Source organism: Lysinibacillus cavernae, assembly GCF_009724685.1.
Lineage (GTDB): Bacteria > Bacillota > Bacilli > Bacillales_A > Planococcaceae > Lysinibacillus > Lysinibacillus cavernae.
In genome coordinates, this window is sequence record NZ_WMEF01000003.1 from 196,405 (window position 1) to 210,002 (window position 13,598).

Sequence of the window (13,598 nt, forward strand, 5' to 3'; positions counted from 1 at the left end):
TCTTTTCAACTATTATTTTGAACGCTTGTAAAACGGTGTTTCTACTGTAATTACCTTTAAGTGCTTCCCACGAATTTCGATTTCTAACTCAGTTCCGATTGTTGTGAATTGACTGTCAATTAATGCGTGACCAACATTACGTTTAGATGAAGGAAGCTGTGTTCCAGTTGTTACTTCACCGATTTCCTTACCATCTTTAAACACTTTGTAGCCATGGCGTGGAATTCCTTTATCGATCATTTCAATTCCTACAAGTTTGCGTGGAAGACCATTTTCCTTCTGTGCTACTAATGCTTCATGACCAATAAAGTCTTCTTTATTTAGTTTCACAGCAAAGCCAATACCCGCCTCAAGTGGAGAAATCGTTGCTGATAGCTCTTGTCCGTAAAGTGGTAGACCCGCTTCAAAACGCAGTGTATCACGGCATCCTAGACCTGCAGGGACAACGCCCTTGTCTTGACCTACCTCTAAAATTTTAACCCATAGTGCTTTAATATCTTCTGGAGCGCCATATAATTCAAAGCCATCTTCTCCTGTGTAACCACTACGAGAAACTAAGACTTTATGACCTGCAACCTCAACGCCCTCTTGGAAACGGAAGAATTTAATAGCACTTACATCAGTCGAAGTTAAAGATTGAAGAACTTCTTCCGCTAATGGTCCTTGAAGTGCGATTTGAGCATATGCATCAGACTGGTTATCAATCGTCACATCATATTGATGTTGATTTTCCATCATCCAATCATAGTCTTTTTCAATATTTGCTGCATTGACGCATAGTAAATAGTGATTGTCCGCTAGTTTATATGTTAATAAATCATCAACAACGCCACCATCTTCATAGCACATCGCTGTGTATTGCGCTTGACCTTCAACTATTTTTGACACATCGTTAGACAAAAGATTTTGTAAAAAATTTAATGCATCGGGACCAGTTACTAAAATTTCTCCCATATGTGATACATCAAATAAACCTGCACGATTACGCACTGCATCATGTTCTTCTTTAATAGAAGAGAATTGAACTGGTAATTCCCATCCACCGAAGTCAACCGTTTTAGCACCGTAATTCGCATATTCTTCAAATAGAGGTGTACGTTTTAATTCATTCGTCATTGTTTTTTGCCCCCTTATTGTTCATTACATGTTTACTGGTAGTAGTTCGTCTGCTTTTTGTATTAGTACAGTCCATGCTTGCCATTGCTCACATCAAGTACTTGTTGACATAAAAAAAGACAGACGAACCCCTTTTCGGGATTCTCTGTCCTTGCACCTGAAAGTTACACCAGACTGGCTCGCAAATTTTTACACTGCCAATCAGTCGGCTTTCCCCTTTGGTGGCTGCTATTGTTATACTACAGCTCTCTCCAGAGTTGCGTCTTGTACGAGTCCTTTTACCTGAGAGATTCATAGCCCATTGCTACTTGCTCCTTCGGTGGCGTCTACACGCGCTCTCCCCGCACAATCATCCGCCCAAGATACATCTTGGTACTATTTAGTATTCAATGAACATTTAGTTACTTATTTGTCTATATCCTAACATTAAATGCATTGAAAAGGCAATCATTTTTTAAAAGATAATAAAAGGCGAACATTCAATGATATTATTGGTTTCATCGTTCGTTTTTTAATCTTTTCACTTGAAATACTAAATACTCTAGAATTTGACGAATGGTTCTACCTTCTGTCAGTACCTGGATATGTCCTACTTCACGATAGAATTTTCTTCTGTAATGATACAGACTCTCTAGTTCCTCCTTCGTAGAGCTCTGTACAATAGGTCTATTTGGATCGTGCTGAACTCGTTTATAAATATCTTCAAACGCCGCATCTAAAAAAAACACTAATCCACTGCGTCTCATAATTTTTCGATTCTCAGCATTAATAGCAACCCCACCACCTGTAGAAATAATACAAGCCTCGTCCCTGAATTTTTTCAAAAATTCTGTTTCTATTTCTCGAAAATGGGCCTCCCCGTATTTTTCAAAAATCTGTGGAATTGTCATTCCCTGCTGTCGCACAATCTCATGATCCATATCATAATATGGCATCTTTAATAAATAACTTAAACGTCTTCCTAACGCACTTTTACCGCTGCCCATAAAGCCAACTAAATATATTTTTCGCAATTCGGATCACCTTCTTATAACTACGATTCTACACTGTCTGACAAAATTTGTCCCAATAAATTTATCGTAGCTCGAACATTCAATTTTTCTAGCCCATCATATGTTCGAAACTGCATTTCATAAGACATACAATACGCAAGAACAAAAGTAGTTACAAAAAATAATAATGCAATTGCGATCAAAAAAATAGCCCCTCTATCATTTTTCAATAATTGGCACATAGAAGCTCCGCTCCCTTTGAACACCGTTAGTCATTTCGACAGCTACCGTCAGCGTGTTTTCTGTATAGTTAAATCGACATTTATGGACCCCTATCAGCATGGGGACATGTCCACCATTTACTTGCTCACGAATAACATTAGAATAGCAATCGATATGACGAAGTATACCCGCTGTTTGGAGCGTAATCCTTTTTTGATCTTCACGCATAGAAAATGCGGAAAGGTCTTTTAGATAGTGATTTAAATCGTAAACAAAAAGTTCCCACTTTGTTTGCTCATCCGTTAGCATGGTAGACCTCATTTCAGCAAACCAAAGCATCAATAGGACAAAAAGATGTGAAACAAGCACAAAAACGACTAACTGAAACATGGCTTCTAATAATGTGTAGCCCTTGTTATTCATGTACTTCACCTATAAGCTGGATACATTTTTTGCGCAGTTCACATGTATTATGAAAACGTACACAAACTTCTTGGCCATCAAACACCCATTGATAATCAACTTGATCAATTGTCCTAGATCCCTCTGTTTGTCGTCCAATATGATATCGTTTTAAGCCCTCATATGCTGTTTCAGCCGCTATCATCTCCTGTTTTTTATTTGAAAGATTTGTTTTCATCGTATAGGTAATGGGTGACAATGAAGTACAAAGTAACATTAAAATGCCCATGGCTAAAATGGTTTCTACAAAAGAATAGCCCGATTCATTCAACCCTAGCTCTCCCTCGTCCTAATGTTATGATTACTTTCTTCTTTCCCTGAGGTGTTTTAAATGCAAAGGTTCCAGCTGACATAACATTGCCATTGTAATTATAAATGAGTGTATGAATCGAGCTTTCTGCGTTCAAAAATTCAACGCCCTTTGGAAAAGGACGTTCATATAAATTTGTATAAAAATCCTTTTGAATAACATAACGATTAGTGGGACTTATTATTTTCATCGCTATATATTGCCGTTCATTCATGCTATAGGTTTGAAGATACTGAATATCTAGTTGCATTTGCGTAAAAAAGCGTTGTAATTCTTTGGTTTCTGCTATTTTGAATGTGAATTTGCTAACAATCGCTGTTAAACTCATAACAAGAAATAAGACGATAAGCAGTTCAAGAATCGTAAAACCACCATTTTTATTACGTTTATCAGTTATCTGAACCTGTCTCCAATTTGGCATTGGCTAGACGTACCTCTCCTTCTTTCGTAATCACTATTTCTTCTTTATTAGGACATGTCGTTTCATTTTCTTTCAAATAACCTTCAGCAACTAAATCGTCTAAAGTTGGATATACCATAAAATCCACTCGATATGCCTCTACCTGACCTTGCACCATGCTTACATAAGCCGTACAACCCTTCTCATCTATTGTGGCAAAATGCTTCGTCACATTTGGAATTGTAATCAAAATAAGAATCGATATGATTAGTAAAACGATTAACATTTCTATCAGCGTAAACCCATCTTGTTGTGTGATACGTTTCATACTTTTCCTCCTAAACTAATTCAATCATGTGATAAATTGGTAATAATAAACTGACATAGGCAGCTACTATACAGATGGCAATGAGGATAAAGAAGCTAGGTTGCACAAACGCCAGTACTTTTTGAAAAAGTTGCTCCTGTTTTTCCATTAATAATTCACTATATAAAGCTAATTCTTTTCCTAAATATCCGCTCTGCTCGCCATGCTCTACAAAAATTGAAAAATCCTTCTGAAAAACAGCCATCATTGTTATCGCTCGTGCCAATGATTCACCAAAAATGACCCTTTCTTTTATACGCTGGGAAAGTACTTGTAGAAAAGGTTGAAGTTCCTGTTCCTCTAATAGTTGGAGGCTAGCTTGTAATGAAAAGCCACTTTGAAGTAAGCTCCCCAAATAAGCAGCAAATTGTCTTGTCAATGATAGTCTAATAAAGAGTTGAATAAAGGGGATCTTTAATAATATTGTGAGTTGATGAGCAGTGGGCTGTCGTTTGAGATAAAGATGGAAAATTAAAATACTTGCGATTACGATGAAAGCTGTCAGGATGACTACATCTGGAACATGTAATAACATGTTAGACAAAGCAATACTTGTCTCCTCTGATTCATTGGTACGAGTGGCTACCAATCTTTCTATGTTTGGTAAAAAAATTGTTCGAAACACAAAAAATAACAACAACAAAAATATAATTAGTGTGACGGGATAAATAAGTAGCTTTATAAGCTTTTTCCTAGTCTTTTCACTTACCGTTATCTGCTTAGCGACACCTCTCAAAGCTTCTATCATATGGCCATTGTTTTCTGCCACCGTAACCGCCATTAAATAATGCTTAGCCAGCTGTAATGTTTCAAGTATCCCTGTTACACCTACTCCTTGTCTTAGTTTTTCATCGATTTGCTGCTGTATTTCCTCGTGTGCCTCAATATGATGTGGTAGTAGCATTGAAAGGGCTTGCGGGAATAAATAACCCTCCTGCATAAGCACACATAATCGATTAAAAAATTGAGCTTTTTCCTTTACACGCCATTTTGTAGCTTTGTTGTAAGAATGAACTAGTTTATCGATGTATATTTGTAGCTGCATAATGGCTCTCCACTAATTCTTTTTGTCCCATTAATGTTAAGTCATAGGGAAGTTCATAGTCTCCCTTTTCCTTAATAGCAGTAATAGCTCTTGCCAGATGAACATCATATAAAATTTCATAGACCGCTCGACGCTCATCATGGACAGCAGAAATCTGAAAAAGTTTTTGCGCCACAATACCAATAACAGTTTGGCGAAGCTCCTCTATCGACACACCTAAGTCCATTAAACGATAAAGACAACTAATTGAATCTTTTGCATGAATCGTTGAGACAACTAAATGCCCTGTTAAGGATGCTTGGATTGCGATTTTAGCAGTTTCATTATCTCGAATTTCACCAATCATAATCACGTCAGGTGAGTGACGTAAAATGGCTTTTAGCCCTGTAGCATATGTAACGCCTGCACGTTCGTTTACTTGGATTTGAAGTAAATTTGCTTGGTTATTCTCTACAGGGTCTTCTAATGAAATCACATGACGATTTAATTCAGTGGAACAGTAGTGGATTAAGGAATAGAGTGAGGTAGACTTGCCAGAGCCTGTTGCTCCTGTAAAAAACAGTAGACCTTGTCGTTTTTGCACAAGCTCCATTAATTTATGTGCTGCACTTTTGGAAAAGCTTAAGGAAGTTAGTGGGAATGCATGATTTTGGAGAAGTAAACGGATTATCAAGCTTTCTTTTAAAAATACGGAAGGCAGTGTGGATACTCGAAAGGCGTAAGGATTTTGCTCCATTGCTTTTTGGAAGGAGCCGCTTTGAGGTTTACGACGCTCACTAATGTCTAATTCTGCAAGAAATTTATAATAGGAAATCACTCTTTCAGCGAGATCATTTGGCAGTTCTCCAGCTTGGAGAAGCTTATCGTATTTTCTAAAAAATATCCGATATTTCATGTTGCCTGGAACCAGCAATAAATCGGATGCACCAAAATGATAAGCTTTTAGTAAAAGTTGCTCACATTTTTGTTCAACAACTGTTTCAAAACTCTGCATACATGCACCTCATTTCTAGTTCATTCGAATATGACCGCTCTATTCGTTATTTCCTAGTATAAATAGGAAGTTGACACGAGAAAAGCCCTTTTTTGAAAATAAAAACTTGTCATACAATTTCCTACCAAAAATTATTTTTGCTATAAAAATGTGGATAAAGTGCAATTTTCCACTAAAAAAGAACATAAATACATGAAAAAATTAATATTTATGTCGAAATGAACTGTATCTTTTTCAATAATACAATATAATAGAATAAACATGATTATTTTCCTAACACTTGGTAGACGAACATAATTTTTAAAAAAATTAAAAGAGGTGAAGCACATGATCCATCCATTGAAAATTACTAGTACATTAGCCGATGAAACAAGATACTCTATTTATGAGTACATATTGCAAGAGAAAAAAACAGTCACAGTACAACATATAGCTGATAAATTTGGCATCCACCCTAACGTTGCTCGACTTCATTTAACAAAGCTTTCTGAAATAAATATTATTTCTGCTGACTATATGAAAACAGGTAAAGGTGGTAGACCTGGACGTGTTTATAAAGCTTCAGAAAAAGGCGTATCACTAACTTTCCCAAGACGTGATGAAGATCGTTTATTAAAATGGACGATTCAATTAATTCAAGACTTTGGACCATCTGCGTTAACTAAATGTCAGGAAATTAGCTATCAAGACGGATACCAGCAAATGAAAAATTATATCAGTGCTGAATTGACGTTAAATAACTCCCTTTCCTTCGATGAGAAACTTCAGCTATTAACTGACAATGCCGCATTAATTGGCTATATTCCACAAATTCAGCAAACAGAACATGGCAAAAAAGTGATCTTCTCCATTTTCAATTGTCCATTCCAGGAGCAACTTACTGCGCATTCTGATATTGTTTGTTCATTACATGAATCCTATTTAAAAGGACAATTAGATGCATTGTTTTCTAATAATGAATTTGTGCAAATTGAAAGTATGATACATAATTGTGATTTATGTAAATATGAAATAAACGTGACAGAAATCGAAAGCTAGATTAAAAATCCATTTGTTTGTCACAAAGACGGAGAAGTTCCAGTTTACAGACACCTTTCATATCATTTATAATGAGTAAGAGATTATTGTGTCGTGGGCAAAAGGAGGGGAAATCTTCATGGATAATATGTATAAAGTTATGGCATTCTGGACAGGTATTTTTGCCGTTATGTTCTACCTTGGTGGTATGAACGAGGTATCGCTATTATTCTTAGGTAATACAGGTTTGTTCTTATTATTAGGCTTCTTAAACCTTTCAGAACGTATGTACATGTACATTTTCGGAGCATATTTAACTGTATTCTTCGCTGGCTTCACGTACTATACAACATTCATTCACGTACCTGGTGGCGGTCATTAATACAAAAAAATCGCGTATCTCACTACTGTTGAGATACGCTTTTTTATGTGCTATCACAGCTTAAAATCCATTTAAAAAAGGATTTGTCTCCATTTCTGCGCCTACGGTTGTATAATTACCATGTCCAGGGTAGATAATAGTATCCTCAGGCAATGTCAGCAATTTATTATGGATAGACTCTAATAATATTTTTGTTGATCCGCCTAATAAATCTGTCCGTCCTACACCTTGCTCAAATAACGTATCCCCAACAATGGCAAAACCATCATTTTCAAATAGATAGGAGATACTACCAGGTGAATGGCCTGGTGTAAAAACAGCTTGAAAAACAAAATTGCTGATTTCAAATAGTTGTTCTTTTTTGATGATTGTGTCTTGTGCTGGTGTAGCAACCCGATAATCAGGTAAAGCGGCATATTTACTAGAACCATTCTTAATTGGATCTCCTAGCCAACTAACTTCCTTTTCGTGAATCCATACAGGAACATCAAATATTTCACGTAAGGCATCCACAGCCCCTATATGATCAAAATGTGCATGGGTTAAAAAGATGGCCAATGGTTTTAAGCCATTACTACGGATTGTTTTAATTAGACGTTCCGCTTCCTCACCTGGATCAAATACGATACATTCTTTTTCTTTATTCGATACGATATAGCAATTCGTTTGGACGGGGCCAAGAGAATAACTTCGTACGTTCATCATAACTATCACCTCAACTTCCTATTATACAGGCTTTGCCACAATTTGACGATAAATGTTCATAGTTTGCGCTATATTAGTTCTCGACAAAAACAAATACAACGTTTACAATTAAGGAGGAATATTGTTTACGACATTCATTTTCTGATGTCGAAAGGAGTGTCTATTTTTAATGAACTTATTAATGGTTATTTTTGGTCTAGTAGCGATTTTAGCTGTATTTGGTACATTCCAAGCAATTAAAGAAAAGAACCTATTAAGCGTTGTTTTCAACTTATTAAGTGCTGCCGTATTCGGATGGTTCGTCATCATGACAATTGTTCATAGCGGTTATCCACCAAAATTACACTAAAATTTAGACAAAAAAAAAGAGCAGTCTCCTTGGAGATTGCTCTTTTTTTGTTTTTCACTACTTATTTAATCTAAGGAATCGTTTCTTGCCAATTTGTATCACATCATCGTTCATTAATACTTGAGATAGATCATCGATAGCTATTTTTTCTCCATTCAAGGATACCCCATTTTGCTTGATTAACCGTAAAAACTCACTTTTACTTTGAATAAAATCAATTGCCACTAATTGTGGAATAATATCCTCTATTCTTTCCTTATCAATTTCTAAGAGCAGTATGGGAATATTTTTTGGTATTTCCTTTCTTTGAAAAGCTGCTTCAAAATAGAATTTTGCTTCCTCCATTGCGACATGTCCATGGTATAAAGCTGTAATAATCTCTGCTAATTGTAATTTTAGATCACGGGGATTTTCTCCCATTTGAAGCTTTTCTTGAATTGCCTGCACTAGTTGTGGATGCTCATCTGTTGCTAATTCAAAATATTTTACGATTAAAGCATCTGGTACTTCCATTACTTTTTTAAACATGACCTCAGGCGCTTCATTCACACCAATATAATTGCCTAAGCTCTTACTCATTTTTTCAACGCCATCTAACCCTTCGAGTAATGGCATAAAAATAGCAATTTGTTTTTCTACCCCTCGATGCTTTTGTAAGGTGCGTCCCATTAAAATATTGAATGTTTGATCCGTTCCACCTAACTCTATGTCTGCCTCTAGCTCAACCGAATCATACGCTTGCATAAGCGGGTAGAAAAATTCATGAATCCCAATTGGTATTTGTTGGTGGTGACGTTTTTGGAAGTCTTCGCGTTCTAAAATACGAGCAACAGATGTCGTAGCTGCCAGCTGAATGACTTCTTCAAAAGTTAATTTTGCTAGCCACTCACTATTGAAACGAACTGTCGTCTTCTTCTCATCTAACACTTTAAAAATTTGTTCGCAGTAGGTTTTGGCATTTTTCTTCACAACGTCATCACTTAACGCTACACGTCCTTTGGCTTTGCCAGTAGGATCACCAATACGTCCCGTGAAATCTCCTATAACAATGACAGCATGATGCCCTAAATCCTGCATTTGCTTTATTTTCCGTAGAACGACTGCATGACCTAGATGAATATCTGGTGCGGATGGATCAAGCCCTAATTTAATTGTTAAAGGCTTCTGTTCCTTATATGATCGCTCTAATTTTTCGAGTAATTCCTGCTCATCTACGATTTTGTCAGCACCTTTCTTAATAATCGCTAATTGCTCCTTTGGTGTTAAAAACATACAAAACATCTCCTTGTAATATTAAATATTAATATGGCAAGCTCTATAAGAGGTATTTGATTATGATGTAAAGATATTTACACCGTTGCTATTAAGGCATAAAAAAAAACGCCCTTAGGAATGATCCTAAAGGACGTTGATGAACGTGTTACCACCTTTTTTTGAGAGCTATTCACATAGCGCTCCTCAAGAAGTACAGCCGAAGCGATACTTTTGCAATGATTACGGCTGCAACCCCGTCGTAGCCTACTAATAATTCGGTACGCAGCTCCAAGATGTATTCACTTTAATGTTCCTTGCGCCTCTCAGCAACCGGCTACTCTCTGTCAGTTCGATTAAAGTTACTCGTTCTTTTCCATGCCTTTGACTCTTATACTCCGAAATGTGAAAACAAATCTTCGTTATGCAGATATTTACACTTATTATAATTGCTTATGGCAATTTGTCAATCAAAAAAAGAAAAGATGATGTCAATAGTAGAAAAAGAACCTTTGGCAATGTGTGGGGTTGATTTCCGTTCCACCAGCGTCCTTTCCAAGGGGGAAAGCTCGACGCTCGCCCACAGGAAGCCTTGCTCTACGCGAAAGCGAAGCGTCAGCGACAAAGCCAGTAGCCTGCAACGGGAAGCCATTTTCACCTTTCACAAAAATTCTATGGATAGTTTTGTTTTTCAACACTATGAAAAGAGAGATCTCGTAATGAGATCTCCCTTTTGTTATTTGACTGAATCCTGCTTTAAATTACCTGTCTTTTCATCATAGAAGCGAAGCAGATCTCCATTAATAATAGCATCGGAATTTTCTAGTTCCATTGTTGCGCGATCAGCGTATGTTTGACATGGCTCACCGTCTATTTCTTCACCTGTTGCCTTGTCATAGCAAGCTTCACCAGCATAGACATATTTATCTGTGATAAAGCGTCCATCACGGAAGACAACAAAGTCCTCATGCTCAGGAGAGAATAAATCTGCACCCATTTGCATGTCTTTTGATGTTTCAATACCAAGAAGGTGTAAGATTGTTGGACGTAAATCCATTTGCCCTGAAATCTCTTCCATTTCTTTACCATCTCCATCTCCTGGGATGTGGATGAATAAAGGTACTTCTTGAAGTATTGCATTATCCATTGGTGTAATTTCATCTTTTCCTAAATATTGTGCCATCGCTTTATTATGGTTTTCAGAAATACCATAGTGGTCACCGTACATAACGATAATAGAGTTATCATAAACACCTTGATCCTTTAGCTGTTGGAAGAAGTCTTTTAAGGCTTCATCCATATAACGTACCGTTTGGAAGTAACGATTTAATGTACCTGAGTTTGAATCATATTCAGGAATCATGATATCTTCTGGGTCCAATGTAAATGGATAATGGTTCGTTAATGTAATCAGTCTTGAATAGAATGGCTGTGGCATATCTTTCATTAAAGCAGCCGATTGCTCTAAGAATGGAGTATCTTTCATTCCCCAGTTTACAGCTTGCCCTTCTTCAACAGTATATGAATCTATATCGTAGAATTTATTTATTTTTAACGATTGATACATCATGTCACGGTTCCAGAATGATTTATTATTAGGGTGCATGACATTTGTAAAGTATCCATTTTCTCCAAGGCGTTCAGCCATTGAATTATACGTATTTCCTCCATGAGTGAAGAACACAGCGCCTCGACCTAATCCAAACAATGAGTTTTCTACAATAAACTCTGAGTCAGATGTTTTTCCTAGGCCCGTTTGGTGATAGAAGTTATTGAAATAATACGTATCTTTATCTTTTGTTAAAGAGTTTAAGAATGGCGTAATTTCATGACCATTCATGTCGTTGTTAATGACAAAGTTTTGTAAAGACTCCATAGACACAACAATTAAGTTGCGATCTTTATATTTCCCAAACATCTCTGGGTTAACTGCTGCCTGATTAGAGCGAATATAGTTGTTCACTTCTACAAGTTCACTACCATCCGCTAACGCACGCTGTGCAGATGATTTAGATTGAATATAAATATCATACAAATGGTAGTTGTACGTACCGATGTTCTTTACTAATAATTCACGGTCAAAACTACGCGTTAGTAATTGTGGACGTTCTGTTTCTGCTAATCCTAAGTTTAAGAATGTCATAGCAATCGCCAGTACAAAGAATGCACGACGGAATTCAATATTCACTTTGAACGCTTCTTTCATTCTTGGTAAAAACTTATTCGCTAAGATTAAAATAAGAACATCAATGAAATATAATACATCCCAAGGCTCAACAATCGCTGCTATTGAAGTTCCTAAATCACCAAAATTACTTGTCTGGAATAATACCGGTAGTGTAATAAAGTCATTATAGAATCGATAGAACGCTACATTCCCGTACAGGACAATTGATAAGATTATGCTCAGCGTAATCAAATAACGATTTCTAGCCTTTGCTGATTTAAAGAATAGTGATAAACCATACGTAAACAGCAAAAAGCTTAATGGGTTAATAAACAAAATAAATTGTTGCATTGCATTTTCAATTTTCATCTCAAAGCTAGTGTGGTAAACAATGACCGTTTTGATCCATGTTGCTATAATTGCTAGTATCATAAATGAATGTTTAGGCCACTTTATTGATTTCATTCCTAACATCCTCCCTACTTCCTTACAAAAAAATAATAATTTTTTACATTTTGTTACGGAAACAAAATATATCTTAATCCTTTTTTAACAGATAATCAACACATATCTTTTGGAAATTTTTTTCTCCTCGCTCTTCTATGCACCAGATATCTATATATACGTTTTGTATTGTAAAAAGTTTCGCAAAAACATAAAAACAGCGGAAACCCACTGTTTTTCAGAATATTACATACATGTTACATTAATTTTACAATACCCAATTACATTATATTTCAAACATTACTTTTTATTCTCTTCTATACGAAGTCTTGTTGTTTCTTGTCGAATGAGTAACAACGCCATTTGGTAGTCTTTTATGTCTAGTACATTTGCTTTATAGAGCTCACGCATTTCATCCTCCATTAACATTAAATCGCCAATCGGATCACGTGTATAAATATAAGTACCATATTTTTTCAAGAGTTCATAAATATCTAACATTTTATCCATTTTCGTTCGCTCCTCGTTGTACTCGACAGTCAATACGTTTTGTCGGTGTCACAATGATGTCTACTGGGCAATCATGCTCTTCGGTAGGAACACGATCAATGATTTGCTCATCAAAGAGCAGAGACATCAGTTTACCCTTTTTATAGTTTAATACATAGCGGTCATAATAACCACCGCCATAGCCGATTCGATAGCCATAGGGATCAAAAACAACACCTGGCACAAGGATGACATCCATCTCACTTGCGTCAACAAACTCACATTTTTCTGGAATAGGCTCACGCAAATGCATATATACAGTTTCAAGTTGAGCAAATGATTCAATGGCATAAAATGACATTTCTCTTGTTTTTGGATGGCATTTTGGAACAGCGACCTTTTTACCACATTTCCATAATTCTTCTATTAAGAGAATTGTGTCGATTTCTGGCTTATTTGAAATGGTCATGCCAATTATATTTGCTTCTATTATATATGGTTCCTGTAGCACTTTATTTATTACAGCTAATGATTGTCCACGATATGAATCTTCCTTCATTATCGCGAGAGCATCTCGGACCTTGTTTCGTAATGTTGTTTTATCCATCCAGGCTACCTCCTATATAGTAAAACTTCGTATCTACAGTTACAACGAAATGTTTGCAAAAATGTAGAAAGCCAAAACCACTTGTGGTTTTGGCTTAATGAGCGATTACTTAGTTTCACGGTGAAGAGTGTATTTCTTCTCGCGAGAGCAATATTTTTTAAGTTCAAGACGCTCTGGATTGTTACGCTTGTTCTTTTTAGAAATGTAGTTACGTTCGCCGCAATCTGTGCAAGCTAAAGTAATGTTTACGCGCATCATTAACCCTCCCACTCTATATCA

The 13,598-nt window shown here is 36.3% G+C and carries 17 protein-coding genes, 1 riboswitch and 1 other annotated feature; of the genes, 3 read left to right on the forward strand and 14 right to left on the reverse strand.

Features of this window, described 5'->3' with window-relative positions; translation table 11 throughout:
- Nucleotides 1-12 precede the first annotated feature (12 nt).
- The 8 genes from gcvT to comGA form a co-directional block, all read right to left on the reverse strand.
- Nucleotides 13-1,116, reverse strand: coding sequence for a glycine cleavage system aminomethyltransferase GcvT (gcvT, locus tag GJU32_RS08620; protein ID WP_155591542.1), 1,104 nt, complete (start codon nucleotides 1,114-1,116; stop codon nucleotides 13-15).
- A gap of 260 nt (nucleotides 1,117-1,376) precedes the next feature.
- Nucleotides 1,377-1,469: riboswitch (glycine riboswitch) on the reverse strand.
- A 144-nt stretch (nucleotides 1,470-1,613) separates the two neighbouring features.
- Nucleotides 1,614-2,129 carry a shikimate kinase gene (locus tag GJU32_RS08625; RefSeq protein WP_155591543.1) on the reverse strand — a complete coding sequence of 172 codons (516 nt, stop codon included), beginning with the start codon at nucleotides 2,127-2,129 and terminating at the stop codon, nucleotides 1,614-1,616.
- A 198-nt stretch (nucleotides 2,130-2,327) separates the two neighbouring features.
- Nucleotides 2,328-2,753 (reverse strand): competence type IV pilus minor pilin ComGF, encoded by a 426-nt coding sequence (gene comGF / locus GJU32_RS08635; protein ID WP_155591545.1) that lies wholly within the window; start codon nucleotides 2,751-2,753, stop codon nucleotides 2,328-2,330.
- On the reverse strand, nucleotides 2,746-3,063 hold the full coding sequence (locus tag GJU32_RS08640; RefSeq protein WP_155591546.1) for a hypothetical protein: 318 nt from the start codon (nucleotides 3,061-3,063) through the stop codon (nucleotides 2,746-2,748). Before GJU32_RS08640 ends, comGF begins: the two co-directional genes overlap by 8 nt.
- On the reverse strand, nucleotides 3,056-3,523 hold the full coding sequence (comGD, locus tag GJU32_RS08645; RefSeq protein WP_155591547.1) for a competence type IV pilus minor pilin ComGD: 468 nt from the start codon (nucleotides 3,521-3,523) through the stop codon (nucleotides 3,056-3,058). Before comGD ends, GJU32_RS08640 begins: the two co-directional genes overlap by 8 nt.
- Entirely contained in the window at nucleotides 3,492-3,830 is a 339-nt protein-coding gene (gene comGC, locus GJU32_RS08650; RefSeq protein ID WP_155591548.1) for a competence type IV pilus major pilin ComGC, read from the reverse strand. The genes comGD and comGC overlap by 32 nt, the downstream gene beginning before the upstream one ends.
- A 10-nt stretch (nucleotides 3,831-3,840) precedes the next feature.
- On the reverse strand, nucleotides 3,841-4,914 hold the full coding sequence (gene comGB, locus GJU32_RS08655) for a competence type IV pilus assembly protein ComGB (RefSeq protein ID WP_155591549.1): 1,074 nt from the start codon (nucleotides 4,912-4,914) through the stop codon (nucleotides 3,841-3,843).
- Nucleotides 4,889-5,908: a competence type IV pilus ATPase ComGA gene (comGA, locus tag GJU32_RS08660; protein ID WP_155591550.1), complete on the reverse strand. Its 1,020-nt coding sequence runs from the start codon at nucleotides 5,906-5,908 to the stop codon at nucleotides 4,889-4,891. Before comGA ends, comGB begins: the two co-directional genes overlap by 26 nt.
- 327 nt (nucleotides 5,909-6,235) lie before the next feature.
- Between comGA and GJU32_RS08665 the strand changes: the two genes are divergently transcribed.
- Nucleotides 6,236-6,946: a helix-turn-helix transcriptional regulator gene (locus tag GJU32_RS08665; RefSeq protein ID WP_155591551.1), complete on the forward strand. Its 711-nt coding sequence runs from the start codon at nucleotides 6,236-6,238 to the stop codon at nucleotides 6,944-6,946.
- A 118-nt stretch (nucleotides 6,947-7,064) separates the two neighbouring features.
- A complete protein-coding gene (locus tag GJU32_RS08670) occupies nucleotides 7,065-7,307 on the forward strand; it encodes a DUF2626 family protein (RefSeq protein WP_004231035.1) in 243 nt (80 codons plus the stop codon).
- A 60-nt stretch (nucleotides 7,308-7,367) separates the two neighbouring features.
- Here GJU32_RS08670 and GJU32_RS08675 read toward each other — a convergent pair whose 3' ends face one another.
- The gene (locus GJU32_RS08675; RefSeq protein ID WP_155591552.1) at nucleotides 7,368-8,012 is read right to left on the reverse strand and encodes an MBL fold metallo-hydrolase; all 645 of its coding nucleotides are present in this window, start codon (nucleotides 8,010-8,012) and stop codon (nucleotides 7,368-7,370) included.
- 169 nt (nucleotides 8,013-8,181) lie between these two features.
- Here GJU32_RS08675 and GJU32_RS08680 point away from each other — a divergent pair, with 169 nt between their 5' ends.
- Nucleotides 8,182-8,361 (forward strand): DUF2759 domain-containing protein, encoded by a 180-nt coding sequence (locus GJU32_RS08680; protein WP_004231029.1) that lies wholly within the window; start codon nucleotides 8,182-8,184, stop codon nucleotides 8,359-8,361.
- 57 nt (nucleotides 8,362-8,418) lie between these two features.
- Here the strand turns inward: GJU32_RS08680 and tyrS are convergent, their stop codons facing one another.
- From tyrS to rpmG, 5 genes are all read right to left on the reverse strand, one after another.
- Complete coding sequence (gene tyrS / locus GJU32_RS08685) at nucleotides 8,419-9,633, reverse strand: tyrosine--tRNA ligase (RefSeq protein WP_155591553.1); 1,215 nt, start codon at nucleotides 9,631-9,633, stop codon at nucleotides 8,419-8,421.
- A gap of 126 nt (nucleotides 9,634-9,759) precedes the next feature.
- Nucleotides 9,760-10,000 (reverse strand) — a binding site (T-box leader).
- A gap of 348 nt (nucleotides 10,001-10,348) precedes the next feature.
- Nucleotides 10,349-12,244: an LTA synthase family protein gene (locus GJU32_RS08690; protein WP_155591554.1), complete on the reverse strand. Its 1,896-nt coding sequence runs from the start codon at nucleotides 12,242-12,244 to the stop codon at nucleotides 10,349-10,351.
- A gap of 279 nt (nucleotides 12,245-12,523) precedes the next feature.
- Nucleotides 12,524-12,733 carry a YqgQ family protein gene (locus GJU32_RS08695; RefSeq protein ID WP_155591555.1) on the reverse strand — a complete coding sequence of 70 codons (210 nt, stop codon included), beginning with the start codon at nucleotides 12,731-12,733 and terminating at the stop codon, nucleotides 12,524-12,526.
- Nucleotides 12,726-13,319 (reverse strand): 5-formyltetrahydrofolate cyclo-ligase, encoded by a 594-nt coding sequence (locus tag GJU32_RS08700; protein WP_155591556.1) that lies wholly within the window; start codon nucleotides 13,317-13,319, stop codon nucleotides 12,726-12,728. Before GJU32_RS08700 ends, GJU32_RS08695 begins: the two co-directional genes overlap by 8 nt.
- A 105-nt stretch (nucleotides 13,320-13,424) precedes the next feature.
- Nucleotides 13,425-13,574: a 50S ribosomal protein L33 gene (gene rpmG / locus GJU32_RS08705; protein ID WP_008408521.1), complete on the reverse strand. Its 150-nt coding sequence runs from the start codon at nucleotides 13,572-13,574 to the stop codon at nucleotides 13,425-13,427.
- Nucleotides 13,575-13,598: the final 24 nt, after the last annotated feature.

What these genes read in the sequence shown, in the direction of transcription:
- comGC (WP_155591548.1), bottom strand. Translation starts at nt 3,830, where the DNA reads ATGAAACGTATCACACAACAAGATGGGTTTACGCTGATAGAAATGTTA.
- comGB (WP_155591549.1), bottom strand. Translation starts at nt 4,914, where the DNA reads ATGCAGCTACAAATATACATCGATAAACTAGTTCATTCTTACAACAAA.
- GJU32_RS08670 (WP_004231035.1), top strand. Translation starts at nt 7,065, where the DNA reads ATGGATAATATGTATAAAGTTATGGCATTCTGGACAGGTATTTTTGCC.
- comGF (WP_155591545.1), bottom strand. Translation starts at nt 2,753, where the DNA reads ATGAATAACAAGGGCTACACATTATTAGAAGCCATGTTTCAGTTAGTC.
- GJU32_RS08695 (WP_155591555.1), bottom strand. Translation starts at nt 12,733, where the DNA reads ATGGATAAAATGTTAGATATTTATGAACTCTTGAAAAAATATGGTACT.
- GJU32_RS08665 (WP_155591551.1), top strand. Translation starts at nt 6,236, where the DNA reads ATGATCCATCCATTGAAAATTACTAGTACATTAGCCGATGAAACAAGA.
- rpmG (WP_008408521.1), bottom strand. Translation starts at nt 13,574, where the DNA reads ATGCGCGTAAACATTACTTTAGCTTGCACAGATTGCGGCGAACGTAAC.
- GJU32_RS08680 (WP_004231029.1), top strand. Translation starts at nt 8,182, where the DNA reads ATGAACTTATTAATGGTTATTTTTGGTCTAGTAGCGATTTTAGCTGTA.
- GJU32_RS08700 (WP_155591556.1), bottom strand. Translation starts at nt 13,319, where the DNA reads ATGGATAAAACAACATTACGAAACAAGGTCCGAGATGCTCTCGCGATA.
- comGD (WP_155591547.1), bottom strand. Translation starts at nt 3,523, where the DNA reads ATGCCAAATTGGAGACAGGTTCAGATAACTGATAAACGTAATAAAAAT.
- tyrS (WP_155591553.1), bottom strand. Translation starts at nt 9,633, where the DNA reads ATGTTTTTAACACCAAAGGAGCAATTAGCGATTATTAAGAAAGGTGCT.
- comGA (WP_155591550.1), bottom strand. Translation starts at nt 5,908, where the DNA reads ATGCAGAGTTTTGAAACAGTTGTTGAACAAAAATGTGAGCAACTTTTA.
- gcvT (WP_155591542.1), bottom strand. Translation starts at nt 1,116, where the DNA reads ATGACGAATGAATTAAAACGTACACCTCTATTTGAAGAATATGCGAAT.
- GJU32_RS08690 (WP_155591554.1), bottom strand. Translation starts at nt 12,244, where the DNA reads ATGAAATCAATAAAGTGGCCTAAACATTCATTTATGATACTAGCAATT.
- GJU32_RS08675 (WP_155591552.1), bottom strand. Translation starts at nt 8,012, where the DNA reads ATGATGAACGTACGAAGTTATTCTCTTGGCCCCGTCCAAACGAATTGC.